Source organism: Scandinavium sp. (genome assembly GCF_036271055.1).
Taxonomy (GTDB): domain Bacteria; phylum Pseudomonadota; class Gammaproteobacteria; order Enterobacterales; family Enterobacteriaceae; genus Scandinavium.
Map to the genome: position 1 here is coordinate 52,352 of NZ_DATBBJ010000033.1, position 25,337 is coordinate 77,688.

The window sequence follows — 25,337 nt, forward strand, 5'->3', positions numbered from 1 at the left end:
TTTACGAGTATATTCATGAGTGAAATGATTTACGGCATCCACGCGGTGCAGGCCCTGTTGGAGCGCGCCCCGGAGCGTTTTCAGGAAGTCTTTATTCTGAAAGGCCGCGAAGATAAACGTCTGATGCCGCTTATCCACGCGCTGGAAGCGCAAGGTGTGGTGATTCAGGTCGCTAACCGCCAGTACCTTGACGAAAAAAGCGAAGGCGCTGTGCATCAGGGGATCATCGCCCGTGTGAAAGAGGGGCGTAAGTATCAGGAAAACGATCTGCCAGACTTGCTCGCTCAGTTCGAGAACCCTTTCCTGCTGATCCTTGATGGCGTTACTGATCCGCATAATCTCGGCGCATGCTTGCGTAGCGCGGATGCCGCGGGTGTTCATGCGGTGATTGTGCCGCGCGATCGTTCCGCGCAACTTAACGCGACGGCGAAAAAAGTCGCCTGCGGAGCCGCTGAAAATGTGCCGCTGATTTCCGTCACCAACCTGGCGCGCACCATGCGTCTGTTGCAGGAAGAGAATATCTGGATCGTCGGCACCGCTGGTGAAGCTGACCACACGCTGTATCAGAGCAAAATGACGGGCCGTATGGCGCTGGTAATGGGTGCGGAAGGGGAAGGGATGCGTCGCCTGACCCGTGAGCACTGCGATGAGCTGATCAGCATCCCGATGGCGGGTAGCGTGTCGTCACTGAACGTTTCCGTTGCCACAGGCATCTGTCTGTTCGAAGCGGTACGTCAGCGCGGGTAACATGTTGTGCCGGGTGGCGGCTACGCCTGACCCGGCCTACAAAAGAACGGTCCTGCTGGCCCGGATTCTGTAGGCCTGGCAAGCGAAGCGCCGCCGGGCAATTCAGCGACACTTCACTGGCAACAACCCTCAATTACCGTCTTCTTCCCCCAAGCAAACTGCCCAGCATCCCACGTACAATTTGATTGGTAATCTGTCGCGTTGCGCTTTTCGCCATAGTTTGTACGACACCATCTCGCTTGCCGCCACGCGGCCCGGTCGTGCCAAACAAAATATCTTTCAAGCCGCCAAGAATACCGTCATCAACGTCGGCGGTAGCGCCTTTCACCGGAGGTGCGTTCTGCTGTTCTGTTGTCGCCTGCACGCCTTTTTGTAGTTTCTCGAACGCAGATTCGCGGTCGACGGCATCTTCATACTTGCCATACAGCGACGAATTGTTGATAAGGCCGTTGCGCTCGTCATCGGTTACTGGCCCCATACGCGAACAAGGCGCAATCACCATTGCGCGTTCAACCATCGATGGGCTGCCTTTCTCGTCGAGGAATGACACTAATGCTTCGCCAGTGCCGAGTTCCTGAATTGCTTTTTCGGTGTCGAACGCCGGATTCGCGCGCATGGTCTGCGCCGCTGTTTTCACCGCTTTTTGATCTTTTGGGGTAAAGGCGCGCAGCGCATGCTGAACGCGATTACCCAACTGCCCAAGCACGTTATCCGGAATGTCTGACGGGTTCTGCGAAACGAAATAGACGCCCACCGCTTTTGAGCGGATCAGGCGGATCACCTGCTCGATTTTATCAAGTAGCACCTGCGGCGCATCGCTGAACAGCAAATGCGCTTCATCGAAGAAGAACACCAATTTCGGTTTATCGAGATCACCCGCTTCCGGCAGTTGTTCATACAGCTCTGATAACATCCACAGCAGGCTGGCGGCGTACAGTTTCGGCATTTGGTAGAGCTTTTCGGCGCTCAGAATGTTGATAACCCCTTTGCCATTGCTGTCGGTGCGCATCCAGTCTTTGATATCGAGCATCGGCTCGCCGAAGAAATGCTCCGCGCCTTGTTGTTCGAGCGTTAACAGCCCACGCTGAATGGCACCCACGGACGCCCCGCTAATGTTGCCGTACTGATTTTGGAACGATTTGGCGTTATCACCGATGTATTGGGTAATGGCACGCAGGTCTTTGAAATCGAGTAACAGCAGCCCCTGATCGTCAGCGATACGGAAAATGATGTTCAGTACGCCCGACTGTACGTCGTTCAGATTGAGCAAGCGCGCGAGCAACAGTGGACCGAGGTCAGAGACAGTCGCACGAACCGGATGCCCTTTCTCGCCAAAAATATCCCACACCACCACCGGATTGCTATGCGGCTGCCAGTCGGTCACGCCGATTTTTTTCAGCCGCTCCATTAATTTTTCAGAAGCCTGACCTTCCTGTGCCACGCCGGTTAAGTCACCTTTCACATCAGCCATAAAGACGGGCACGCCAATTTCCGAAAACGACTCCGCCATTTTTTGCAGGGTCACTGTTTTCCCTGTCCCTGTCGCGCCAGTGATCAGTCCGTGGCGGTTGGCCATTCCGGGCAGTAAAGAGAGTTGTTGATCCGTTGTTCGGGCAATTAGCAAAGGTGAGCTCATGATGTTTCCTCCGTTTCTCATGCGTCGAGTATAGGTCAAAGCCGCAGAAATTATGCTCAGGCAATTCTGGTCTTTGCGGCGTAACACGCAGCGCCGACTATGCTTTGCATACCTGTTTCAAAAGAGTGGAAGGTAATGTCCAGATTCTTCTTTAATGACCGCAAACAGCTGGTCAACGATGCCATTGAAGGCATAGTCTTATCCGCGCCGCACGGCAATCTGGTGCGTTTGGATATCGACCCGGCGATTCGTATCATTGCGCGGGGCGATTGGGATAAAAGTCGAGTGGCGGTGATTTCAGGCGGCGGCTCCGGTCATGAACCCGCGCACGCCGGGTTTGTTGGCAAAGGCATGCTCACCGCAGCGGTGTGTGGCGACTTGTTCGCGTCGCCGAGCGTAGACGCCGTTCTCAACGCTATTGTGGCAGTGACAGGCGATCGCGGCTGCCTGCTGATTGTCAAAAACTACACCGGAGACCGTCTGAACTTCGGTCTGGCAGCGGAAAAAGCCAAACGTCATGGCCTGAAAGTCGAGATGGTGATCGTCGCCGACGACATTGCGCTGCCGGATAACAAACAGCCGCGCGGTATTGCGGGCACGGCGCTGGTGCACAAGATAGCGGGCCATGCAGCAGAACAAGGTAAAACCCTCAGCGAAGTACGCAGTATCGCGCAGCATGCGTGCGACAGTGTGTTCAGTCTTGGCGTGGCGATGGAAAGTTGTAATCTGCCGGGCAGCGATGAAGAAGAAGGGCGGATCAAGCCCGGTCACGTGGAACTTGGATTGGGTATTCACGGCGAGCCGGGAGCGTCGGTGGTCGAGAGCCACAACAGCAAGTCGATTATCGACACCCTGGTAAAGCCGTTGCAACAGAAAGTGGGCGACGCGAAGGTGGCGGTGCTAATCAACAACCTCGGCGGCGTGTCGGCGCTGGAGATGGCGCTGCTGACCAAAGAACTGGCGCATTCGGCGCTGAAAGATCAGATAAGTTGGTTGATTGGTCCTGCCGCGCTGGTCAGCTCGCTCGACATGAAAGGTTTTTCGCTCTCCGTTCTCAAGCTGACTCCAGCGTTTGAGCTGGCGTTACAGGCCGAAGTGGAAACCATTGGCTGGCAGAAGCCTGTTGCTTTTGCGCCATTGAAAACCGAAGCGCACGGTAAAATCCAGGACAATCTGGAGATTACGCCGTCTGACAATTCGCACGCGAAAGCGGTTCTGGCTGCCGCGACTCAAACGCTTATCGATCTCGAAAATCACCTCAACGCGCTGGATGCGAAAGTGGGTGATGGTGATACGGGATCGACCTTTGCCGAAGGAGCAAGGGACATTGCCCGTTTGCTGAAAGAGGGCAAACTGCCGCTGAACGATAGCGCGCTACTTTTGCAGTTGATTGGTGAACGGCTAGCAACGGTGATGGGTGGGTCGAGCGGCGTGCTGATGTCTATCTTCTTTACCGCAGCCGGGCAAGCGCTCCATGACGGTAAAAAACTGCCGGATGCGCTATTGAGCGGTTTGCTGCAGATGAAGCATTACGGTGGCGCCGATCTTGGTGATCGCACTCTGATCGACTCTCTACAACCAGCGCTAGAAGCGCTGCGCGATCAAGGACCACAAGCCGCCGTTAATGCTGCCAAAACCGGGGCTGAAAGTACGGCAAGAATGCAGAAAGCGGGGGCGGGGCGTTCGTCCTATGTCAATAAAGAAAATCTTGAAGGTGTGACCGATCCAGGTGCTGTAGCCATCGCTGAAGTGTTTGCGGCGGTGGAGGGGTTGCCGAACGCGTAATTGCCTGAGGGGCGTGGTAGGCCGGGCAAACTACGCGCCGCCCGGCATTTTTCTGCTGGTCTAATGCCGGATGGCGTGAACGCTTATCCGGCTTACGATAATCACCGTTCGGTTTTCTGGGTCCACCAAATGGCTTCAAACGGGCGCAGCGTCATCGTGCCCGGTTTGTCTTGCGGCTGTGGGTAGTTGCTTATCGCCACTTCCCACTCGCCTTCCATCGCTTCCAGCTCACAGTGTTGCTGATCCCGGCTGAGATTTGCGATCACCAACAACTGCTGGCCTTGCCACTCACGGCGATAGCACCATAGCGACGGATGCTCCGGCAGCAGATCGAGATAATTACCCCATATCAGCAGCGGCTCTGCTTTACGCAGAGCAATAAGCTGCTGATAGGTGTAAAACACGGAATCACGATCTTTCAATGCTACGTCGGCGTTGATCTGCTGCACGTTATCGCCGAGGCCAATCCACGGTTCGCCGGTCGTGAAACCGCCGTGTTTTTCAGCGTTCCATTGCATCGGCGTGCGGCTATTGTCACGAGATTTACTGGCAAGGATCGCCAAAAGCTCGTCGGCATCACGGCCCTGTGAGCGCAATTCGGCGTACATGTTGTGACTTTCCACATCGCGATAATCGGTGATCTTTGCGAAATGCGGATTGGTCATGCCTATTTCTTCGCCCTGATAGATGTACGGCGTGCCCTGCATGCCGTGCAAAACCATTGCCAGCATTTTTGCCGCCGGAACGTGGTATTTGCCCTCGTCACCAAAGCGCGAAACGATGCGCGGCTGATCGTGGTTACACCAGAACAGCGCGTTCCACGCCACGTTGTGCATCCCTTGCTGCCAGTGGCTGAACAGTGCTTTCAACGCCACATAATCCGGTTTGGCGAGCGTCCATTTTTCTCCGCCCGGATAATCGACTTTCAGATGATGGAAGTTAAAGGTCATCGACAGTTCGTTGCCATCGAGCGAGGCGTATTGCTGACAGTTATCGAGCGTAGTGGAGGACATTTCGCCCACCGTCATCAGGTCACGTGGAATAAACACATCGCGACTCATTTCTTGCAGGAATTCGTGGACGCGTGGGCCATCGGTATAGAAACAACGCCCGTCGCCAATCGGGTCGCTCGGGAAGGTCTGGTCTTTTGAAATCAGGTTCACCACGTCAAGACGCAGGCCATCGACGCCACGATCGGCCCAGAACTCGCAAACCTTTTTCAGCTCTGAACGAACAGCTTCGTTTTCCCAGTTTAAATCCGCCTGCTCAGGAGCGAACAGGTGCAGATAATACTGCTCACTTTCGGCATGCCACTGCCAGGCGTTACCGCCAAATTTAGAACGCCAGTTGTTCGGCAGTTCGCCCGATTTGCCGTCGCGCCAGATGTAAAACTGACGATAAGGGCTGTCTGGATTGAGTGATTCACGGAACCACGGATGCTGTGTGGATGTGTGGTTGAGCACCATATCCAGCACGATGCGGATACCACGAGCTTTAGCTTCGGCCACCAGTTCGTCGAAATCGTCCAGCGTGCCGTAGGCCGGGTCGATGGCGGTGTAATGCGCCACGTCGTAGCCGTTATCCACCTGCGGAGAAACATAAAACGGCGTGAGCCAGATAGCGTCGATACCGAGGGTTTTCAGGTAATCCAGGCGCAGGGTTACGCCGCGTAAATCCCCCGTGCCGCTACCGGTGGTGTCCTGAAAACTTTTTGGATAGATCTGGTAGATGACGCCGTTTTGCCACCAGTGGGGAAGGTTGTTCATAAGACTTTCCTGGTTAAAACTGAGAGGGGCGCAAATGCGCCCCAAAAGGAGTTAGACAATCTGTAGCGTGCCCTGACGGAACTTACGCTGGTACATCGCGGTAGTGAGGATTATCGGTACGATAACGGCAATCGCCATCGCCAGCGCATACACCGACCAGAATTTGGGCTGGATGGAGAGAATACCCGGCAGGCCGCCAACGCCGATGCCGTTCGCCATCACACCGTTCAAACCACAAAGCAGACCCGCCAGACCGGAGCCAATCATCGCGCACAGCATCGGGAAGCGGTATTTCAGGTTGATGCCGTACATCGCGGGTTCAGTCACGCCGAGGAAGGCAGAGATGGCCGCAGGTACGGAAATCTCACGCTCATTGTGTTTGCGGCTACAGATAATGATGCCGACTACAGCAGAGGCCTGGGCGATGTTAGACAGTGCAATCAGCGGCCACACTGGCGTACCGCCCATGCTCTGAATCATCTGCATGTCGATGGCAAGGGTCGTCTGATGCACGCCGGTAATGACCAGTGGCGCATACAGGAAGCCAAACAGCGCGGCCCCTACTGGCGCGAAGCTACCAGTCATCAGGTGACGCACCGCGAAGGCCACGCCGTCGCCAATCATACGGCCAAACGGACCGATAAAGGCATGCGCGAGGAGCACCGCAAGAATCAAGGAACAGACCGGAACGACCACCAGATAGAGATAATCCGGCACGATACGTTTGAGACGAATTTCAATCCAGCCGAGCGCCAGACCCGCCAGCAGGGCCGGAATAACCTGCGCCTGATAGCCGACTTTCTCAATCGAGAACAGGCCGAAGTTCCACACTTCCGGGATTTTGCTGCCCAGTTCATAGGCGTTCATCAACTGAGGGGAAACCAGCGTCACGCCGAGCACGATGCCGAGGATCGGTGTGCCGCCCATTTTCTTCACCGCAGACCAGCAGATACCGACCGGCAGATAGAAGAAGATAGCTTCGCCAATTAGCCACAGGAAGTCATACAGGGTTTTCAGCCCCGGATACATCTGCGCCAGGGTCTCGCCGTTACTCATTGGCACGTCGCCAATGACGTTGCGAAAGCCGAGGATCAGACCGCCGCTGATCAGTGCAGGCAGCAGCGGGAAGAAGATCTCCGCAAAATGCGAGATCATCTGCTCGTGCCATTTCATGTTCTGACGTGCCGCCAGTTTGGCCTGTTCTTTATCAGCCGATGCCTGACCGGTGCTGGCGATCAGCACTTTGTAGTAATCGTCCACTTCGGTGCCGATCACTACCTGGAACTGTCCGGCGTTGGTGAAGCAGCCTTTGACCATCGGTAATTCTTCGATGGCTTTCGGGCTGGCCTTCGTCGGATCGTTCAGCACGAAACGCAGGCGGGTAATGCAGTGGCTGACGGTAGCGATATTCTCGCGACCGCCAACCAGCTCGATCAATTTATCGATATCCTGTTGTCTGACTTTGCTCATCATGAAGCCTCATGACTGTAGGGGAAGAGGAGTGTGATTAACTGAACGCAAGCCTATCCGTTTCGCTTAATGGGTAAAATGGGAACGTTCCCGAAATCAGGCGAGGATCACAATAATTCGTGTTTAACGGGCATTAAGGATCAAGTGAGGGCGGCGGGAATAACCAACTGCTGCGGTTCGATGCGACCGTTGATTTGCTCGATCAATTGATGTGCAGCCTGACGGCCCGCTTCGCCATAACCGGGGTCGACGGTGACAATTTCCGGGTGCAGGAATTTCATCAGCGGCGTATTGCCTACGCTCGCGAGCTGTAGCGAGTCGTTACGTTGCTCTTGCAGATATTTGCTGGCGCCAAGCGCCAACGTATCGGTGGCGCACACCAGCGCGGTGGTTTCGCTGTGAGTCACGCTGGCGACGGCGTCATAACCTTGTTTCATTGCCAGACCAGGCAAGGCCGCGACCGGGTGAAGTTTGTGTTTTTTGCAGAAAGAAAGATAGGCATCGTGACGGCGTTTGCCGGTAGTGATATCGCTGTGCGGCACGCCAAGATAGCTGATGTGGCGATGGCCTTTGTCATACAGGCGTTGCATCAGCAGGGTGATGGCCCCTTCGTCGTCATAACACACCGAGGCAATGCCTTTGGCATCGCGCGCCAGCATCACCAACGTTTCACGCCATGGCGTAAGCATTGCGTCGGTAATGCCAGTAAAGCCAAACAGCACCACGCCGTCGATATTACGGCGCTGCAACATGCCGAGATGTTCCGCCACTTTCTCCGCTGAGAACTGGCTTTCCATCATGATCGGGTCATAGCCCTGCTCGTAAAACGCCGGGAGCATGGTTTGTACCGCGAGGTTTTCCGACAAGGAATCCAGACGACTCATGATAATCGCCACCACTTTATCGCTTTGACCGCGCATCGCGCGTGCCGAGCGTGAAGGGGAGAAGTCGTGCTGATTCATCACCGCTTCAACCCGTTCGCGGGTGCGCAGGCTGACGCCGCTCTCATTATTCAGGACGCGGGAAACCGTCGATTTCCCGACGCCGCTTAAGCGCGCGATATCTTTGATAGTCAGCCGGTTTTGCATCTTTTTTCCCGAGTCAGCGATGGCGCAGTGATTATAAGTGATCTTGCTCCAGCGTAAACCTGCCCGTCTCGTAAAGTCTGGTATACGTACCGTTTAGTTATCAGCGCGTATGCTACTGGCATTATCGCTACGCAGTGTAGGGTTTACAGCACAAAACGCATGGCGTTTCTTTCACTTACCGGAGGCCGTATGGATCCCGATCCCACTTCCCATCATCGATGGAGTTTGATTTTCTTCCGGTAAGCCAGTCTTTCGCTGCCTTGCCGGACAACGCGTAAGGCAGTGACGTCACTTCTTTGATGTCCCTGTTTTAACTCAATAAGTACCCATCAGGTACGATTTTATCGTGCCTGAAAGTTACCCGCGATCGCCGGACGGCGAGCGCCGAGGGACTCATTATGCTGAAAAATATTACCCGGCAGCTGATCGCACAGCTCAGCCGCCATCTGCCACATCGTCTGGTCAGCCGCGATCCGCTGCTGGATGGCAAAACCGTTTCTACCGCGCCGATCCCGGACTCATTAAGCCAGCAGTGCCTGAACGTGGCGGCGATGGATGAAAATGAAATCTGGCGCGCGTTCAACAGCCACCCGGAAGGGCTGAATGCGCAGGAAGTGGAAGATAACCGAGAACAGCACGGCAGCAACGTTATTCCGGCGCAAAAACCGTCACCGTGGTGGGTGCATCTGTGGCTGTGTTACCGCAACCCGTTTAACCTGCTGCTGACCATTCTCGGCGTGATTTCCTATTCCACGGAAGATCTGTTTGCCGCTGGCGTGATCGCGCTGATGGTGATTATTTCCACCTTACTGAACTTCATCCAGGAAGCGCGCTCCACCAAAGCGGCGGATGCGCTGAAAGCGATGGTCAGCAACACCGCCACGGTGTTGCGGGTGATCAACGATCAGGGCGAAAGCCGCTGGCAGGAGATCCCGATCGATCGTCTGGTGCGCGGTGACATCGTGAAGCTGTCGGCAGGAGACATGATCCCGGCCGATCTGCGCGTGTTCCAGGCGCGCGATCTATTCGTGGCCCAAGCCTCTTTGACCGGCGAATCGCTGCCGGTCGAAAAGGTGGCGCGCACTCGCGAACCCCTGCAAAACAATGCGCTCGAAAGTGACACCCTGTGCTTCATGGGCACCAACGTGGTGAGTGGTTCGGCGCAGGCGATTGTCTTTGCGACGGGCGGTAATACCTGGTTCGGGCAACTGGCCGGGCGCGTCAGCGAACAGGAAAACGAGCCGAACGCGTTCCAGAAAGGCATCAGCCGCGTCAGCATGTTGTTGATCCGCTTTATGCTGGTGATGGCGCCCGTGGTGCTGCTGATTAACGGCTATACCAAAGGCGACTGGTGGGAAGCGGCGCTGTTTGCGCTCTCTGTCGCGGTTGGCCTGACCCCGGAAATGCTGCCGATGATCGTTACCTCGACACTGGCACGCGGGGCGGTGAAGCTGTCGAAACAGAAAGTGATTGTGAAACACCTCGACGCCATTCAGAACTTTGGCGCGATGGACATCCTTTGCACCGACAAAACCGGCACCCTGACACAGGACAAAATCGTGCTGGAAAACCACACCGATGTGTCGGGCAAAAGCAGCGAGCGCGTGCTGCACAACGCCTGGCTCAACAGCCATTACCAGACCGGGCTGAAAAACCTGCTTGATACCGCTGTGCTGGAAGGAGTGGACGAAGAGTCGGCTCGTGGACTGTCTGAACGCTGGCAGAAAATCGACGAGATCCCGTTCGACTTCGAACGCCGCCGCATGTCGGTGGTGGTGGCTGAGCAGGAGAATGTGCATCAGCTCATCTGCAAGGGCGCGTTGCAGGAGATCCTCAACGTCTGTACGCAGGTACGCTACAACGGTGACATCGTACCGCTCGACGAGACCATGCTGCGACGCATCAAACGCGTGACCGATACACTGAATCGTCAGGGCCTGCGCGTCGTGGCGGTGGCGACCAAATACCTGCCTGCGCGTGAAGGGGATTATCAGCGTATCGATGAATCGGATCTGATCCTCGAAGGCTACATCGCGTTCCTCGATCCACCGAAAGAAACCACTGCTCCGGCACTGAAAGCGCTAAGGGCAAGCGGTATCACTGTGAAAATCCTGACCGGCGACAGCGAACTGGTGGCGACGAAAGTGTGTCATGAAGTCGGACTGGACGTGGGCGACGTGGTGATCGGCAGCAATATCGATGCCATGACTGACGACCGCCTGGCGGCGCTGGCAAAACGCACCACGCTGTTTGCGCGTCTGACGCCGATGCATAAAGAACGCATTGTGACGCTGCTGAAACGCGAAGGGCACGTAGTCGGCTTTATGGGTGACGGCATCAACGATGCGCCCGCGCTGCGTGCGGCGGATATCGGTATTTCCGTTGATGGCGCGGTGGATATCGCCCGTGAAGCGGCAGACATCATTCTGCTGGAAAAAAGCCTGATGGTGCTGGAGCAGGGGGTTATTGAAGGCCGTCGGACCTTCGCCAACATGCTGAAATACATCAAAATGACCGCCAGTTCTAACTTCGGTAACGTGTTCAGCGTGCTGGTGGCGAGCGCCTTCTTGCCGTTCCTGCCGATGCTGCCGTTGCACTTACTGATTCAGAACCTGCTGTACGATGTATCCCAGGTAGCGATCCCGTTTGATAACGTTGACGACGAGCAAATTCAGAAGCCGCAGCGCTGGAACCCGTCAGATTTGGGGCGCTTTATGATCTTCTTCGGGCCGATCAGCTCCATTTTCGACATTCTGACCTTCTGCCTGATGTGGTTTGTGTTCCACGCCAACACGCCCGAACACCAGACGCTGTTCCAGTCCGGCTGGTTTGTGGTCGGCCTGTTGTCGCAAACGTTGATTGTGCACATGATCCGTACGCGCCGTATTCCGTTCATTCAGAGCCGTGCCGCGTGGCCTCTGATTGTGATGACGCTGGTGGTGATGGCTGTTGGGATTGCGCTGCCGTTCACACCGCTTGCGACCTATTTGTCACTGCAGCCGCTGCCGCTCTCTTACTTCCCGTGGCTGGTGGCGATTCTGGTCGGTTATATGACGCTGACGCAGCTGGTGAAAGGGTTCTATACCCGTCGGTATGGTTGGCAGTAAGCGTTTCATGCCGGGCGGCGCTTTTGTTTGCCCGGCCTACAATTATTTTGTAGGCCGGTGGCATTTCACTGAATTCTGACAAGTTGTGAGCCATATCGCGCTTCGCGCTTGACCCCCTCAACCCCGCGTGTTACCTCAATGGATTGCTATTTTTTGGCCCGTCTAAAGGAACCCTCATGCTTAAAACTGTGCGTTACAGCTTGTTGACGACTGGATTGTTATTGAGCGGTATTGCCCTGGCAACGCCCGCTGGCGATTTACCGCTGATGCCGTGGCCAGCTCAGGTCGAACGCCCATCGGCGCAAGGTGCGCTGGTGCTGAACAATCAGCTGACCATTAATCTCAGCGGCGATGATTTGGGCGATGCGCTCAACCGTCTGCGCGACCGGATTTCCCGTCAAACCGGCTGGGAAATGATGCCGCAGAGTTCACCGGCTAAAACGCCAACTATCGATATTGTCATTGCCCATAAAGTGCCTGCTGTTCCACGCCCTGACAGCGATGAAACCTACAAGCTGGTGGTCGATGAAACGGGTGTAAAGCTTACCGCCAACACTCGCTTCGGCGCGCTGCACGGAATAGAAACGCTGCTGCAGTTGATTCAGAACGGGCCAGATAACACCGCCATTCCTTATGTCACAATAGAAGATTCCCCGCGCTTCCCATGGCGTGGCGTGCTGCTGGATTCCGCGCGTCACTTCCTGCCGATTGAAGATATCAAGCGTCAGCTCGACGGCATGGCGGCGGCAAAACTCAACGTCTTCCACTGGCATCTAACCGACGATCAGGGCTGGCGCTTTGCCTCCACGCGTTATCCGAAATTGCAGCAGCTTGCCAGCGACGGCAAGTATTACACGGTGGCACAGATGAAAGAGATCGTGCGGTACGCCGCCGATCGCGGCATTCGTGTGGTGCCGGAAATCGACATGCCGGGCCATGCATCGGCGATTGCGGTCGCTTACCCGGAGCTGATGAGCGCGCCGGGGCCGTATGAAATGGAACGTCACTGGGGCGTGCTGAAACCGGTGCTCGATCCGACCAAAGAGGCAACTTATACCTTTGCGGACGCAATGATCGGCGAATTGACGGCGATCTTCCCGGATCCGTATCTGCACATTGGCGGCGATGAAGTCGATGACACGCAGTGGAAAAACAATCCGGCGATCCAGAAATTCATGCAGGAAAACAAGCTGGCCGACAGTCACGCGTTACAGGCGTACTTCAACCGTCGACTGGAAACGATCCTCGAAAAACATCACCGACAGATGGTTGGCTGGGATGAAATTTACCATCCGGACCTGCCGAAAAGCATTCTGATCCAGTCGTGGCAAGGGCAGGATGCGCTCGGTGAAGTGGCGAAAAATGGCTACAAAGGCATTCTCTCCACCGGCTTTTATCTCGATCAGCCGCAAAGTGCTGCCTATCACTATCGCAATGAAATCGTGCCAACGGGCCTGAACGGTATCGACACAATCAGCGATGCCGATAGCGCGCAGAGCTGGACGTTTACCATGCCGCGCCTGAAAGGCAGCGCGGTAGAAGGCACCTTCACGTTGGTTAAGGGTGATCAGGAGTGGCGCGGATTTATTGATTTCAAAGGGAAATCACGCCGTGCTGTGGATGACATCGAATGGATTAGCCCCGATCAGGTGACTTTTACCGTTGATACCTGGATGGGTGAAACGCGTCCGGTGCTGAACATACATGACGACCGGCTTGGCGGGTATTTCCTCGTCGGCAACGTGCGTTATCCGGTGAGCGGCGAGCGACTGGATGACGTGCCAGCGGGTATTCAGCCTGTAGTGCCGGACGAGGCGCAGCAGAAGAATCTTCTCGGCGGTGAAGCGGCGCTTTGGGCAGAAAACATCGTTGCACCTGTGCTGGATATCCGTCTGTGGCCGCGCGGGTTTGTGGTCGCTGAACGGTTGTGGTCGGCGAAAGACGTGAACGATACCGACAATATGTACCAGCGTTTGCAGGCCATTGACAGTTGGTCGACGGTGTCCGTTGGGCTGCAACAGCACTCGCAGCAATTGGTGCAGTTCACGCGTCTGGCGAACGGCGGCAGCACGTTGCCGTTGCAAGTTCTCGCTCAGGCCATTGAACCCGCGCAGTATTACACCCGCCAGCATCTCAAATTCCAGGCCGGAAATTACCATCAGTTTGAACCGTTAAACCGTTTCGCTGACGCGCTTCCTGCCGAAAGCGACACTGTGCGCCATCTTAATGAATGGGCGGAAAACCTGATCAGCGACGCGGAAGATAACGAAAGCGCTGATGCGCTGCGTCACGTCTTTACCCGCTGGCAGAACAATACCGCCGATGTGCTGTTGCTGACCGATGGCAATCATCAACTGACAAGCATGAAACCGGTGGCGTTGCAGGTCGATAAACTGGCGGCGCTGGGGCTGCGTTTAACGGATTTGGTGGCGCGTCAGGGCACGCTCGATGACAAAGAGTACGCGTCGATTCAGACTCAGCTCGATGAAGCGGCGAAAACGCAGGATGAGGTGGTGATTGCGGCGGTGTACCCGTTGGAGACGCTGCTGCGCGCGACGCGGATAGAGTAAAATGTGGTGCCGGGTCAGTGATTTTGTCGGCCCGGCAACCAACATGTCGCCGGGCAATGACGACTAGCGACGAACCGCGATAGCTTCGATTTCGATCTTCACATCTTTCGGCAGACGCGCGACTTCTACGCAAGAACGCGCCGGGAAGGTTGCTTTGTGCTCATTGAAGAACGCTTCGTAAGTGGCGTTAACGGTTGCGAAATCATTCAGATCTTTCACGAAAACGGTAGTTTTCACGATATCACCGACTTTCAGGCCAGCCGCTTCAACAATCGCCTTCACGTTGTCCAGAGACTGACGCGCCTGCGCAGCCACATCTTCCGCTACGGTGCCGGTTTTTGGGCACACTGGAATCTGGCCGGAAGTGATAATCATATTGCCTAAATCCACAGCCTGAACGTAAGGGCCGATGGCTGCTGGTGCATTTTCCGTCGCGATAACTTTGCTCATGATTTCTCCTTTGTGACAGCGGTAGTAGGTTTCATTGGTGCCTGGCCATTATAGGCAGCCTGGTACCTGATACCAACCTCAATTAGTTGGACAACACCACGGTGTGTGAGAACTCTTTTTCGCAGTATTTGCACTTAAGGGCGATGTCGTCGGCGCGCTTTCTCACGCTAAAGCTTGAGGACACGGGTTCCGCGTGGCTGATGCAGTTGCTGTTTGGGCACACCAGCACACTCTCAATACGCTCCGGCAGGCTTGGGCGCGATTTGCCGACCACTTCATAATTATCGATGCGGTTGACCGTGGCGTGCGGGGCATACAGCGACAGCTGGTTTACCTGCGCATCGGTCAGGAATGTATTCTCTATTTTAATCAAATCTTTACGGCCCATCTCACCAGACGGCAAATTCAGGCCGATGGTGATGCGCTGGTCGGTTTCGGTCAGTTTGAACAGTGTCAGCAATTTAAAGCCAATTTGCGCCGGGATATGGTCAATCACCGTGCCACGGTTGATGGCTTCTACCTGCAGTTTATTATCGTGTGTCATCTTTTTTCCCCTTACAGAGCCAAATCGCTGTTCAGAACCAGTGCCAGTAAAGCCTGGCGCGCAAAGATGCCGTTCCCGGCCTGTTGGAAGTACCAGGCGTGCGGTGTTTTATCGACATCGGTGGTGATTTCATCAATGCGCGGCAGCGGGTGTAACACTTTCATGTTGCTGCGCGCGCCTTCCAGATCGGCCGCACGCAGGACGAATTGCGCTTTCACGTTGGCGTATTCGGACGGATCAAGACGCTCTTTCTGCACGCGGGTCATATACAGAATATCCACTTTCGCCATCACCTCTTCGATGGTGCCGTGCAGGCTCCAGGCGATGCCTTTTTCGTCGAGCATATCGAGAATGTACTGCGGCATCGCCAGCGCATCCGGGGCGATAAAGTAGAAACGGTTGCCGTTAAATTTCGCCAGCGCCTGCGTCAGGGAGTGCACGGTGCGGCCATATTTCAGGTCGCCCACCATCGCAATGCTGAGGTTTTCCAGACGGCCCTGCGTTTCCTGAATGGTGAAGAGATCCAGCAGGGTTTGCGTCGGGTGCTGGTTCGCACCATCTCCCGCATTGAGAATTGGAATTCCACCGGAAAATTCCGTTGCCAGACGCGCCGCGCCTTCCTGCGGATGACGCATCACAATCGCGTCAACATAGGTACTGATAACCGAAATGGTATCGGCCAGCGTTTCGCCTTTTTTGCCGAGTGACGTGTTTGCACTGTCGGAGAAGCCGACTACGCTCGCACCCAGACGATGCATCGACGTTTCAAACGACAGGCGCGTGCGGGTTGAGGCTTCAAAGAAGCAGCTGGCGATCACTTTATGCTTCAACAATTCCGGCTGCGGGTGTGCTTTCAGTTTGGCGGCAGTCGCCAGCACCAGTTCAAGGTCTTCGCGGCTGAGATCGTTTATGGAAATGATATGTTTTTGATATAGCGGGTTAGCCATTGTTATCTCCTGACGCCTGGGCAAAAAAAAAGCCCCTTAAAAAGGGGCTCTTGAAATGGGGGATGCAACGGAAGAAAAACGGCAGGCCAGCGCCTGTTTTCAGACGCGGTAAGACAGAATGTCGAACGCAATTGACCATGCTTCCTCCGGGCAAACGGCTGGCATTATACGCAGCTGCGCTTGCGGATCAAGCGATTCGTTCACAGACAGGAAAACGATTGCTTACGGATTTCTGCGCGGGCGCAAATATCCACAAAAAACAGATGGTAGGATGGCGCGTTTGGCGGTATAAAAAATGAAATTGAAACGTTGTTTTATATTAAGGGGTTTTTATGATCGCCGGAAATATTCATCATTTGCATGGCTGGCTGCCGCAGGAATTGCGTCAGGCCATCGAACACGTTAAAGCACACGTCACCGATGCCACGCCGCTTGGAAAACATGACATCGACGGTAACCGCCTGTTTTATCTGATTTCAGAAGACAGCACCGCGCCGTTTGCCGAACGCCGCGCCGAGTATCACGCGCGTTATCTGGACATCCAAATCATTCTGAAAGGCGTGGAAGGCATGACGTTCAGCACGCAGCCTGCGGGTCAACCGGACACCGACTGGCTGGCCGATAAAGACATCGCGTTTCTGCCGGAAGGCGTGCAGGAAAAAACTGTGGTGCTGAGCGAGGGGGATTTCGTGGTGTTCTACCCGGGCGAAGTGCATAAACCGCTCTGTGCCGTCGGCGCGCCAGCTAAAGTGCGCAAAGCCGTGGTGAAGATGTTGGTAGAGTAAATTAATGCCTGATGGCGCTGCGCTTCTCAGACCTACCGTGCGTAGGCCCGCTCAGGCGTAGCGCCGCCGGGCAAAAATCACTGACTCAACGTCGCGACCATCACTGCTTTAATAGTGTGCATCCGGTTTTCAGCTTGATCGAAAACGATACTGGCTTGCGACTCAAATACTTCGTCGGTCACTTCCATTCCGCCGTGCAAACCGTACTCTTCGGCCATTTGTTTACCGAGCGTGGTCTGGTCGTCATGGAAGGCAGGCAAGCAGTGCAGGAACTTCACCTGCGGGTTACCAGTGAGCGCCAGCATGTTTTTATTCACCTGGTAGTCACGTAACAGCCCGATCCGTTCGGCCCATTTTGACTTCGCTTCGCCCATCGACACCCACACATCGGTATAAATAAAATCAGCGCCTTTCACGCCTGAAGCTACGTCTTCGGTAAGGACAATTTCCCCACCATTTTTCTGTGCCAACGCTTTGCATTCTGCGACCAGACTCGCTTCCGGCCAGCAGCTTTGTGGTGCAACCAGACGTAAATTCAGCCCCGTGAGCGCCGCCGCTTCCAGCATAGAGTTACCCATGTTGTTACGTGCATCCCCGGCGTATACCAACGTCATTTCGTTGAACGCTTTGCCCGGTAAATGTTCCTGCATTGTCAGCAAATCGGCCAGTAATTGGGTCGGATGGAATTCATTTGTTAGCCCGTTCCACACCGGAACGCCTGCATATTGCGCCAGTGTTTCCACCACTTCTTGGCCGTGACCACGATACTGAATGCCGTCGTACATCCGGCCCAGTACGCGGGCGGTGTCTTTAATCGATTCTTTGTGCCCAATCTGGCTGCCGCTTGGGCCGAGATACGTCACGCGTGCGCCCTGATCGAATGCGGCAACTTCGAAAGAGCATCGGGTACGGGTCGAGTCTTTTTCGAAGATGAGCGCGATATTTTTTCCGGTCAGTTTGGGTACTTCATTGCCGCTCTTTTTATCGGCTTTAAGCTGCGCCGACAGCGAAAGCAGATGAGCGAGTTGGGCAGGGGTAAAATCCAGTAATTTCAAAAAGTGCTTCTGGTATAACGCAGACATTTTTCCCTCTCATGGCATACGCCACTTATTGAATTAAAATTCAATTTATATGTATGAATATTCATTTGCAACCCCGTTTCACAAATCTTTGTGGTAAAGGTGGAGGCAATGACTGCGGTATGTGAAAATAGAAGTATCTGCCGCACATCATGAGGAACGAGTTATGGCAAACCCTGAACACCTGGAAGAGCAGCGCGAAGAAACGCGTCTGATTATTGAAGAGCTACTGGATGATGGCAGCGATCCAGACGCGCTGTACACCATTGAGCACCATTTCTCCGCAGACGATTTTGAAACGCTGGAAAAAGTGGCGGTAGAAGTCTTTAAAATGGGTTACGAAGTGACCGAGCCAGAAGAGCTGGAAGTGGAAGAGGGCGGCGAAGTGGTTATCTGCTGTGACGCGCTCAGCGAATGTGCGCTCAATCCAGAGCTTATCGACGCGCAGGTTGAACAGCTGATGAACCTGGCTGAGAAATTCGGCGTGGAATACGATGGCTGGGGAACCTACTTCGAAGATCCGAACGGTGAAGGCGAAGAAGGCGATGACGATGAAGATCTCGTCGACGAAGATGACGACGGCGTTCGCCACTAAGTTATGACTGATGCGGCGACGCCAGTTGCCGCATCCTGTTCACGAGACCGCGCAAGACAAATGGACTACCCGCAAATACTCGCTCCCGTTTTAACATTCCTCCAGTGCCCTACGCCGCAGGCGTGGACTGATAAAGCCCGTTCCCCGGAACATCTTCCGCTGTTGCTGACCGATCATCTGGTGTGCGAGCTAAAAGCCGCCCAGACCGCAATGCTATTGGTACGGAAATACGTGGCCGATAAAGAAGGATCTGACGCTTTACTGACGTGGCTACAACCGTATGAGGCCTTTGCGTTTCGTGGTGGTCCGGAACCGGACTTTGTTGCGCTGCAAAAGCAGATCAGCAAAAGCGTGATGCCGCAGACGAACGACCCGTGGGGCCGCCAGCTCATCGACAGCATGGTGTTGCTTATTAAAGAAGAGCTGCATCACTTCTGGCAGGTGCGTGAAATCATGATTGCGCGCGAGATCCCCTATGTGAAAATCACCGCCAGTCGTTATGCCAAAGGTATGTTGAAAGAAGTGCGCACTCACGAGCCGCTGACGCTCATCGACAAACTGATTTGTGGCGCGTATATAGAAGCGCGTTCCTGTGAGCGCTTTGCCGCGCTGGCGCCGCATTTGGATGACGATTTACGCACGTTTTATCTGTCACTGTTGCGCTCTGAGGCGAGGCATTATCAGGATTATCTGGCGCTGGCTCAGCAGGTTTCCGACATGGATATCGCGCCGAGAGTACGCTTGTTTGGCGAGGTGGAAGCGGCGCTCATTTCAACGCCAGATGAGGAGTTTCGTTTTCACAGCGGCGTGCCGCTCGACTAAGAGAGAATGGCGGACGACAAGTTGCCCGCTTTCTATTACAGGTCTTTCAGCATCCGCACTTCACAATCGACATGCCCGGTACAGCCGAGCGGTTCGTCTATATGCGCGAAGCCGAGATGCTCATACAGCGCAATGGCTTCTTTCAGAAAAGCGGTCGTTTCCAGATAGCAGCGGGTAAATCCCTGTTCACGGGCATGATCCATGGCTATTAATGCCAGTTTCTTTGCCATCCCTTTGCCACGTGCTGTCGGTAGGAAATACATTTTTTGCAGTTCGCAGATCCCATTTTCGCTGCATTTCAGCGGTGCGACACCGCCGCCACCCACGACCTTGCCGTCTAACTCAATCACCCAATAGGCGTGGCCTGGCTGGCTGTAGAGTTGATACAACTCATCCAGATTTGGATCTGCGACGGTGTAGCCTTTATCGGCGGTGAGGCCATATTCGGCGGAGACCTGGCGGATGACACCTGCGATGGCTAAATTATCGGGCTCAGCCATCCGGCGCAGGGTAATTGCGGCCTGGGCCATAACGTTCATAGTCATACTCGTGAATAAAAAGGGAATTAGTGCAGTTAATAGCATTGCAGGAAAAACAGCGCAAGCGAGGATATTTCAACGAAGATACCCCTTACGCTGTGAGGCGTAAGGGGTCAGGGCATTACAGCGCGGCGATAACTGCCTGCTGTTCAATCAGCTTAGCTTTCGCTTCCGCGTAACCGTCGAGCTTCTCGCGCTCTTTAGCGATGACCGCTTCCGGTGCGCGTGCCACGAAACCTTCGTTGGACAGTTTGCTTTCGATGCGGCCGATTTCGCCTTCGATTTTCGCCACTTCTTTCGCCAGACGTGCCAGCTCATCTTCTTTGTTGATGAGACCCGCCATTGGGATCAGTAGCTCTGCGCCGTCGATAATTTTGGTCACGGAAACCGGACCTTTATCATCGGCAGGCAGCACGGTGATGTTTTCCAGACGCGCCAGGGTTTGCAGGAAGCTACGGTTGTCATTCACACGACGCTCCGCATCTTTACTACAGCCGCGCAGCAAAAGCTCCAGCGGTTTGCCTGGGGAGATGTTCATTTCAGCACGAATGTTACGTACCGCGATGATCGCCTGCTTCAGCCATTCGGTGTCAGCCAGCGCGGCTTCATCCACCTGAGCGGCATCGAACGCCGGGAATGGCTGCAACATGATGGTGTCGGCGGAAATACCGGCGATAACTTTCACGCGCTGCCAGATGGTTTCGGTGATGAATGGAATGATCGGATGCGCGATACGCAGCAGACCTTCCAGCACCGTCACCAATGTGTGACGAGTGCCGCGCAGTTCTGCTTCTGAACCCCCGGTCATGACGGGCTTAGTCAGTTCCAGATACCAGTCACAGAACTGGTTCCAGGTGAACTCGTACAGAATGCCCGCAGCAATATCGAAGCGGAAGTTGTCCAGCGCGTCACGATAAGCTTTGATAGTCTGGTTGAACTCGGCCAGGATCCAGCGATCGGCCAGCGACAGCGTCATTTCACCGCCATTGAAGCCACAATCCTGGTCTTCAGTGTTCATCAGCACAAAGCGGCTGGCATTCCACAGTTTGTTACAGAAGTTGCGGTAACCTTCCAGGCGTTTCATGTCCCAGTTGATGTCACGGCCAGTCGAGGCCAGTGCCGCCAGGGTGAAACGCAGGGCGTCGGTGCCGTGCGGCTCAATGCCGTCCGGGAATTGCTTCTCTGTGCGTTTGGCGATTTTCTCCGCCAGCTGCGGCTGCATCATGTTGCCGGTGCGTTTTTCCAGCAGGTCTGCCAGAGAAATGCCGTCGACCATATCCAGCGGGTCAATGACGTTGCCCTTGGACTTGGACATCTTCTGGCCTTCGTCATCACGGATCAGACCGGTCATGTAGATGGTCTTGAACGGGATCTGCGGTTTGCCGTCTTCATCTTTGATGAAGTGCATGGTCATCATGATCATGCGGGCGATCCAGAAGAAGATGATGTCGAAACCGGAGACCATTACGCTGGTTGGGTGGAACTGACGCAGCGCGTCGGTGTTTTCCGGCCAGCCGAGGGTGGAGAACGTCCACAGCGCGGAAGAGAACCAGGTGTCGAGCACGTCTTCGTCCTGGCGCAGTGCCACGTCTGCGCTCAGGTTGTTTTCCTGACGCACTTCATCTTCGGTGCGACCGACGTAGACGTTGCCTTCGTTATCGTACCACGCCGGGATGCGGTGGCCCCACCACAACTGGCGCGAGATACACCAGTCCTGAATGTCACGCATCCAGGAGAAATACATGTTTTCGTACTGCTTCGGCACGAACTGAATGTCGCCGTTCTCAACCGCTTCAACAGCCGGTTTCGCCAGCACATCGGCACGCACGTACCACTGGTCAGTCAGCATCGGTTCGATAACCACGCCGCCACGGTCGCCGTACGGCACGGTGAGATCGTGAGGTTTGATTTCTTCGAGCAGGCCGAGCGCGTCGATAGCAGCAACCACGGCTTTACGCGCAGCAAAGCGTTCCAGCTTCTGGAATTCAGCCGGGATCTCTGCGGAGTAAGCGTCGGACTCTTCGCCTTTAGTATCGAACACCTGCGCGCTTTCGCGGATATCGCCGTCGAAGGTCAGAATGTTGATCATTGGCAGGGCGTGACGTTTCCCGACTTCGTAGTCGTTAAAGTCGTGCGCCGGGGTGATTTTCACGCAGCCGGTGCCTTTTTCCATGTCGGCGTGTTCATCGCCCACAATCGGAATACGACGGTTCACCAGCGGCAGCACCAGGAACTTGCCAATCAAATCTTTATAACGTGGATCTTCCGGGTTAACGGCAACACCGGTATCGCCCAGCAGGGTTTCCGGACGGGTAGTCGCTACCACTAAGTAATCTTTGCCATCGGCGGTTTTTGCGCCGTCAGCCAGCGGATAGCGGATGTGCCACATTGAGCCTTTAGACTCGTGGTTTTCCACTTCCAGATCGGAAATCGCGGTGCGCAGTTTCGGGTCCCAGTTGACCAGACGCTTGCCACGGTAGATCAGATCTTCTTTGTACAGGCGGACGAAGACTTCTTTCACGGCATTGGAAAGACCTTCATCCATCGTGAAGCGCTCGCGCTCCCAGTCTACGGAGTTCCCGAGACGGCGCATCTGGCGGGTAATGGTGCCGCCGGATTCGGCTTTCCACTGCCAGATTTTGTCGATAAAGGCATCGCGACCGTAGTCGTGACGGGTTTTACCTTCTTCAGCGGCAATTTTACGTTCCACCACCATTTGGGTGGCGATACCCGCATGGTCAGTACCGGCCTGCCACAGGGTGTTTTTTCCCTGCATGCGCTGGTAGCGGATCATGGTATCCATGATGGTTTGCTGGAAGGCATGACCCATATGCAAACTGCCGGTGACGTTCGGCGGCGGGATCATGATGCAGAAGCTTTCCTGGCTTTCATCACCATTCGGTTTGAAATAGCCCTGCTTTTCCCAGTGCTCGTAAAGCGGCTGTTCGATATCTTGTGGGTTATATGTCTTTTCCATTATTTCCAGGTTGCCGTATTCAGGTTAAAACCAGCCATGCGATACGCTTTGTAGCGGTCGCGCGCCAGTTGTTTTAAAGAATCTTCGTGAGGAACGAAGTCTATCACTTCTGTGAAAGCGGTGGCAAAATCTGCAAAGCTCACACGCAGGCTTATCAAGATATCCCGCGGGCTGCTGTTGCGTTTTTGCGGCCAGGCGATTTCTACTGGTGCGCCGCCGCGCGGGCCTTCACCCGACAGATTGTGCGGCACGAAGCTTTCCGGCGGGCGTGACCACAGCGCTTCATCCAGGCGAATGGCCTGCTTCTCGTCTTCACAGGCGATCAGAATGCGTTTTCCCGCGCGCCAACGATCCGCCGCCATTTCACACACCAGTTGCTCCACGGCGCTCAGGCCGTCGGCGGTGGTGTCATTGTCGAGCAAATAGAACGTCGCATTCTTCATAATATGGGGCTTCTTGTTGTGTATTTAAACGTATTGCCCGGTGGCGCTACGCTGACCGGGCCTACGGTTAAGCGCCTTTTGTAGGCCCGGCAAGCGTAGCGCCGCCGGGCAACAACGAACACTTACTCTTCGCCGTTAAAGCCAGCGCGGTTCAACAGGAACTGAGACAGCAGGGCTACCGGACGACCGGTTGCGCCTTTAGCTTTCCCGGAACGCCATGCAGTACCGGCGATGTCCAGGTGCGCCCAGTTATACTTACGGGCAAAGCGTGACAGGAAGCAGCCTGCGGTAATGGCACCGCCAGGACGACCGCCGATGTTGGCCATATCCGCAAAGTTGGTTTCCAGCTGTTCCTGATACTCATCACCCAGTGGCAGACGCCATGCGCGATCGCCAGCTTGTTCGGACGCGCCGATCAGCTCATGCGCCAGCGGGTTGTGGTTCGACATCAGGCCAGTGATGTGATGACCCAATGCAATCACGCACGCGCCGGTCAGTGTTGCCACGTCGATAACCGCTTCGGGTTCGAAGCGTTCCACGTAGGTCAGCACGTCGCACAGCACCAGACGCCCTTCGGCATCGGTGTTCAGCACTTCAACGGTCTGGCCGGACATGGTCGTCAGCACGTCGCCCGGACGATAAGCTCGCCCGCCAGGCATGTTTTCACAGCCAGCCAGAATACCCACCACGTTCAGCGGCAATTGAAGTTCTGCAACCATCCGCATCACGCCATAGACTGCCGCCGCGCCGCACATATCGTACTTCATCTCGTCCATGCCTTCGGCAGGTTTGATCGAGATCCCGCCTGAGTCGAAGGTCAAACCTTTACCGACCAGCACAATCGGACGGGCATCTTCGGACGGATTGCCTTTGTATTCAATGACCGACATCAGAGACTCGTTCTGTGAGCCGTTGCCGACAGCCAGATAAGAGTGCATGCCCAGCTCGCGCATCTGCTGTTCGCCGATGACGCGGGTGATAACGTTTTTGCTGTAGGCATCAGCCAGCTGGCGCGCCTGAGAGGCGAGATAAGCGGCGTTACAGATGTTCGGCGGCATATTGCCGAGATCTTTCGCGGCTTTGATGCCGGCTGCAATCGCCAGGCCGTGTTGGATCGCACGTTCGCCGCTGGTGAGTTCGCGACGGGTCGGCACGTTGAACACCATTTTACGCAGCGGGCGACGCGGCTCGCTTTTGTTGGTTTTCAACTGGTCGAAGCTGTACAGCGTCTCTTTCGCGGTCTCTACCGCCTGGCGTACTTTCCAGTAGTTGTTACGCCCTTTGACGTGCAGCTCGGTCAGGAAGCAAACCGCTTCCATCGAGCCGGTATCATTCAGCGTATTGATGGTTTTCTGGATAACTTGTTTATACTGACGCTCATCAAGCTCGCGTTCTTTGCCACAGCCAATCAGCAGAATGCGCTCGGAGAGCACGTTCGGCACGTGGTGCAGCAGCAGGGTCTGGCCTGGTTTGCCTTCCAGCTCACCACGGCGCAGCAGCGCGCTGATATAGCCGTCGCTTATTTTATCGAGTTGTTCGGCTATCGGGGAGAGACGGCGTGGTTCAAAGACGCCAACAACGATACAGGCACTCCGTTGTTTCTCCGGGCTACCGCTTTTTACACTGAACTCCATGCACTACGCTCCTGAATCTTAAAGACAACGACGGCTGCTACGGATAGAATTGAAACCTTTCGTAACTCATGTCCGCTGTTGTGGTGACTTCGTGTTAATCTTACGTTACTACGGTTTCGACACGTCAAAAAATATCCTGAAGCGCGACACCGCCGGGTTTTTTAATCTTAGCGATGTTTTCGACGACTCAGGAGAATAAATGACGTTTAAGCCATGAAACAAGCAATTTTCCAGCAAAGAGACGGGTTTTTACGGGCGTATTTAAAGTGATAATCATAAGATATCTGGTGCGGGAGACGCTCAAAAGCCAGCTGGCGATCCTTTTCATCTTACTTCTGATCTTTTTCTGTCAG

Annotated in this window: 22 protein-coding genes and 1 pseudogene; 9 read left to right on the forward strand and 14 right to left on the reverse strand. The window is 55.0% G+C overall.

Annotated elements, in window-relative coordinates:
• Nucleotides 1–15 precede the first annotated feature (15 nt).
• Nucleotides 16–747 carry a 23S rRNA (guanosine(2251)-2'-O)-methyltransferase RlmB gene (gene rlmB, locus VH187_RS05205; RefSeq protein WP_329700427.1) on the forward strand — a complete coding sequence of 244 codons (732 nt, stop codon included), beginning with the start codon at nt 16–18 and terminating at the stop codon, nt 745–747.
• Between the two features lie 133 nt (nt 748–880).
• Here the strand turns inward: rlmB and VH187_RS05210 are convergent, their stop codons facing one another.
• Nucleotides 881–2,383, reverse strand: a complete 1,503-nt coding sequence (locus VH187_RS05210) for a helicase HerA-like C-terminal domain-containing protein (protein WP_329700428.1) — start codon at nt 2,381–2,383, stop codon at nt 881–883.
• A gap of 135 nt (nt 2,384–2,518) precedes the next feature.
• Between VH187_RS05210 and VH187_RS05215 the strand changes: the two genes are divergently transcribed.
• Entirely contained in the window at nt 2,519–4,168 is a 1,650-nt protein-coding gene (locus tag VH187_RS05215) for a dihydroxyacetone kinase subunit DhaK (RefSeq protein WP_329700429.1), read from the forward strand.
• Between the two features lie 101 nt (nt 4,169–4,269).
• Here VH187_RS05215 and treC read toward each other — a convergent pair whose 3' ends face one another.
• The 3 genes from treC to treR form a co-directional block, all read right to left on the reverse strand.
• A complete protein-coding gene (gene treC, locus VH187_RS05220; protein ID WP_329700430.1) occupies nt 4,270–5,934 on the reverse strand; it encodes an alpha,alpha-phosphotrehalase in 1,665 nt (554 codons plus the stop codon).
• Nucleotides 5,935–5,985: 51 nt separating this feature from the next.
• Nucleotides 5,986–7,404, reverse strand: a complete 1,419-nt coding sequence (gene treB, locus VH187_RS05225) for a PTS trehalose transporter subunit IIBC (protein WP_329700445.1) — start codon at nt 7,402–7,404, stop codon at nt 5,986–5,988.
• Nucleotides 7,405–7,544: 140 nt separating this feature from the next.
• On the reverse strand, nt 7,545–8,492 hold the full coding sequence (gene treR / locus VH187_RS05230; RefSeq protein WP_329700431.1) for a trehalose operon repressor TreR: 948 nt from the start codon (nt 8,490–8,492) through the stop codon (nt 7,545–7,547).
• Between the two features lie 189 nt (nt 8,493–8,681).
• Between treR and mgtL the strand changes: the two genes are divergently transcribed.
• From mgtL to VH187_RS05240, 3 genes are all read left to right on the forward strand, one after another.
• The gene (gene mgtL, locus VH187_RS23445; RefSeq protein ID WP_414713908.1) at nt 8,682–8,735 is read left to right on the forward strand and encodes a mgtA regulatory leader peptide MgtL; all 54 of its coding nucleotides are present in this window, start codon (nt 8,682–8,684) and stop codon (nt 8,733–8,735) included.
• A 155-nt stretch (nt 8,736–8,890) separates the two neighbouring features.
• Nucleotides 8,891–11,599, forward strand: a complete 2,709-nt coding sequence (mgtA, locus tag VH187_RS05235; RefSeq protein ID WP_329700432.1) for a magnesium-translocating P-type ATPase — start codon at nt 8,891–8,893, stop codon at nt 11,597–11,599.
• A 176-nt stretch (nt 11,600–11,775) separates the two neighbouring features.
• Complete coding sequence (locus tag VH187_RS05240; protein WP_329700433.1) at nt 11,776–14,169, forward strand: beta-N-acetylhexosaminidase; 2,394 nt, start codon at nt 11,776–11,778, stop codon at nt 14,167–14,169.
• 63 nt (nt 14,170–14,232) lie between these two features.
• On the opposite strand, the gene ridA is transcribed toward VH187_RS05240, so the two are convergent.
• From ridA to pyrL, 4 genes and pseudogenes are all read right to left on the reverse strand, one after another.
• Nucleotides 14,233–14,619, reverse strand: a complete 387-nt coding sequence (gene ridA, locus VH187_RS05245; protein ID WP_329700434.1) for a 2-iminobutanoate/2-iminopropanoate deaminase — start codon at nt 14,617–14,619, stop codon at nt 14,233–14,235.
• Nucleotides 14,620–14,701: 82 nt separating this feature from the next.
• Entirely contained in the window at nt 14,702–15,163 is a 462-nt protein-coding gene (gene pyrI / locus VH187_RS05250; protein ID WP_329700435.1) for an aspartate carbamoyltransferase regulatory subunit, read from the reverse strand.
• Nucleotides 15,164–15,174: 11 nt separating this feature from the next.
• Nucleotides 15,175–16,110 carry an aspartate carbamoyltransferase gene (gene pyrB, locus VH187_RS05255; RefSeq protein ID WP_329700436.1) on the reverse strand — a complete coding sequence of 312 codons (936 nt, stop codon included), beginning with the start codon at nt 16,108–16,110 and terminating at the stop codon, nt 15,175–15,177.
• A 2-nt stretch (nt 16,111–16,112) separates the two neighbouring features.
• Nucleotides 16,113–16,249: pseudogene (pyrL, locus tag VH187_RS05260) on the reverse strand (pyr operon leader peptide).
• Between the two features lie 193 nt (nt 16,250–16,442).
• Between pyrL and VH187_RS05265 the strand changes: the two are divergent.
• Complete coding sequence (locus tag VH187_RS05265; protein ID WP_329700437.1) at nt 16,443–16,895, forward strand: YhcH/YjgK/YiaL family protein; 453 nt, start codon at nt 16,443–16,445, stop codon at nt 16,893–16,895.
• Nucleotides 16,896–16,972: 77 nt separating this feature from the next.
• On the opposite strand, the gene argF is transcribed toward VH187_RS05265, so the two are convergent.
• The gene (gene argF, locus VH187_RS05270; protein WP_329700438.1) at nt 16,973–17,977 is read right to left on the reverse strand and encodes an ornithine carbamoyltransferase; all 1,005 of its coding nucleotides are present in this window, start codon (nt 17,975–17,977) and stop codon (nt 16,973–16,975) included.
• Entirely contained in the window at nt 17,947–18,042 is a 96-nt protein-coding gene (gene argL / locus VH187_RS23450) for a putative translational regulatory protein ArgL (protein ID WP_414713907.1), read from the reverse strand. Before argL ends, argF begins: the two co-directional genes overlap by 31 nt.
• 98 nt (nt 18,043–18,140) lie before the next feature.
• Between argL and rraB the strand changes: the two genes are divergently transcribed.
• Together rraB and miaE are read left to right on the forward strand one after the other, a co-directional pair.
• A complete protein-coding gene (rraB, locus tag VH187_RS05275; RefSeq protein WP_329700439.1) occupies nt 18,141–18,569 on the forward strand; it encodes a ribonuclease E inhibitor RraB in 429 nt (142 codons plus the stop codon).
• Nucleotides 18,570–18,629: 60 nt separating this feature from the next.
• On the forward strand, nt 18,630–19,391 hold the full coding sequence (gene miaE / locus VH187_RS05280) for a tRNA isopentenyl-2-thiomethyl-A-37 hydroxylase MiaE (RefSeq protein WP_329700440.1): 762 nt from the start codon (nt 18,630–18,632) through the stop codon (nt 19,389–19,391).
• 35 nt (nt 19,392–19,426) lie between these two features.
• Here the strand turns inward: miaE and VH187_RS05285 are convergent, their stop codons facing one another.
• The 4 genes from VH187_RS05285 to pepA all read right to left on the reverse strand — a co-directional run bounded on the left by VH187_RS05285 (nt 19,427) and on the right by pepA (nt 24,984).
• The gene (locus VH187_RS05285; RefSeq protein ID WP_329700441.1) at nt 19,427–19,930 is read right to left on the reverse strand and encodes a GNAT family N-acetyltransferase; all 504 of its coding nucleotides are present in this window, start codon (nt 19,928–19,930) and stop codon (nt 19,427–19,429) included.
• A gap of 121 nt (nt 19,931–20,051) precedes the next feature.
• Nucleotides 20,052–22,907, reverse strand: a complete 2,856-nt coding sequence (locus VH187_RS05290) for a valine--tRNA ligase (protein WP_329700442.1) — start codon at nt 22,905–22,907, stop codon at nt 20,052–20,054.
• On the reverse strand, nt 22,907–23,350 hold the full coding sequence (gene holC, locus VH187_RS05295; RefSeq protein WP_329700443.1) for a DNA polymerase III subunit chi: 444 nt from the start codon (nt 23,348–23,350) through the stop codon (nt 22,907–22,909). The genes VH187_RS05290 and holC overlap by 1 nt, the downstream gene beginning before the upstream one ends.
• A 122-nt stretch (nt 23,351–23,472) precedes the next feature.
• On the reverse strand, nt 23,473–24,984 hold the full coding sequence (pepA, locus tag VH187_RS05300; protein ID WP_329700444.1) for a leucyl aminopeptidase: 1,512 nt from the start codon (nt 24,982–24,984) through the stop codon (nt 23,473–23,475).
• Between the two features lie 266 nt (nt 24,985–25,250).
• On the opposite strand from pepA, the gene VH187_RS05305 reads away from it, so the two are divergent.
• Nucleotides 25,251–25,337, forward strand: an 87-nt coding sequence (locus tag VH187_RS05305) for a hypothetical protein (RefSeq protein WP_329700446.1), incomplete at its 3' end; no start/stop codon positions are given.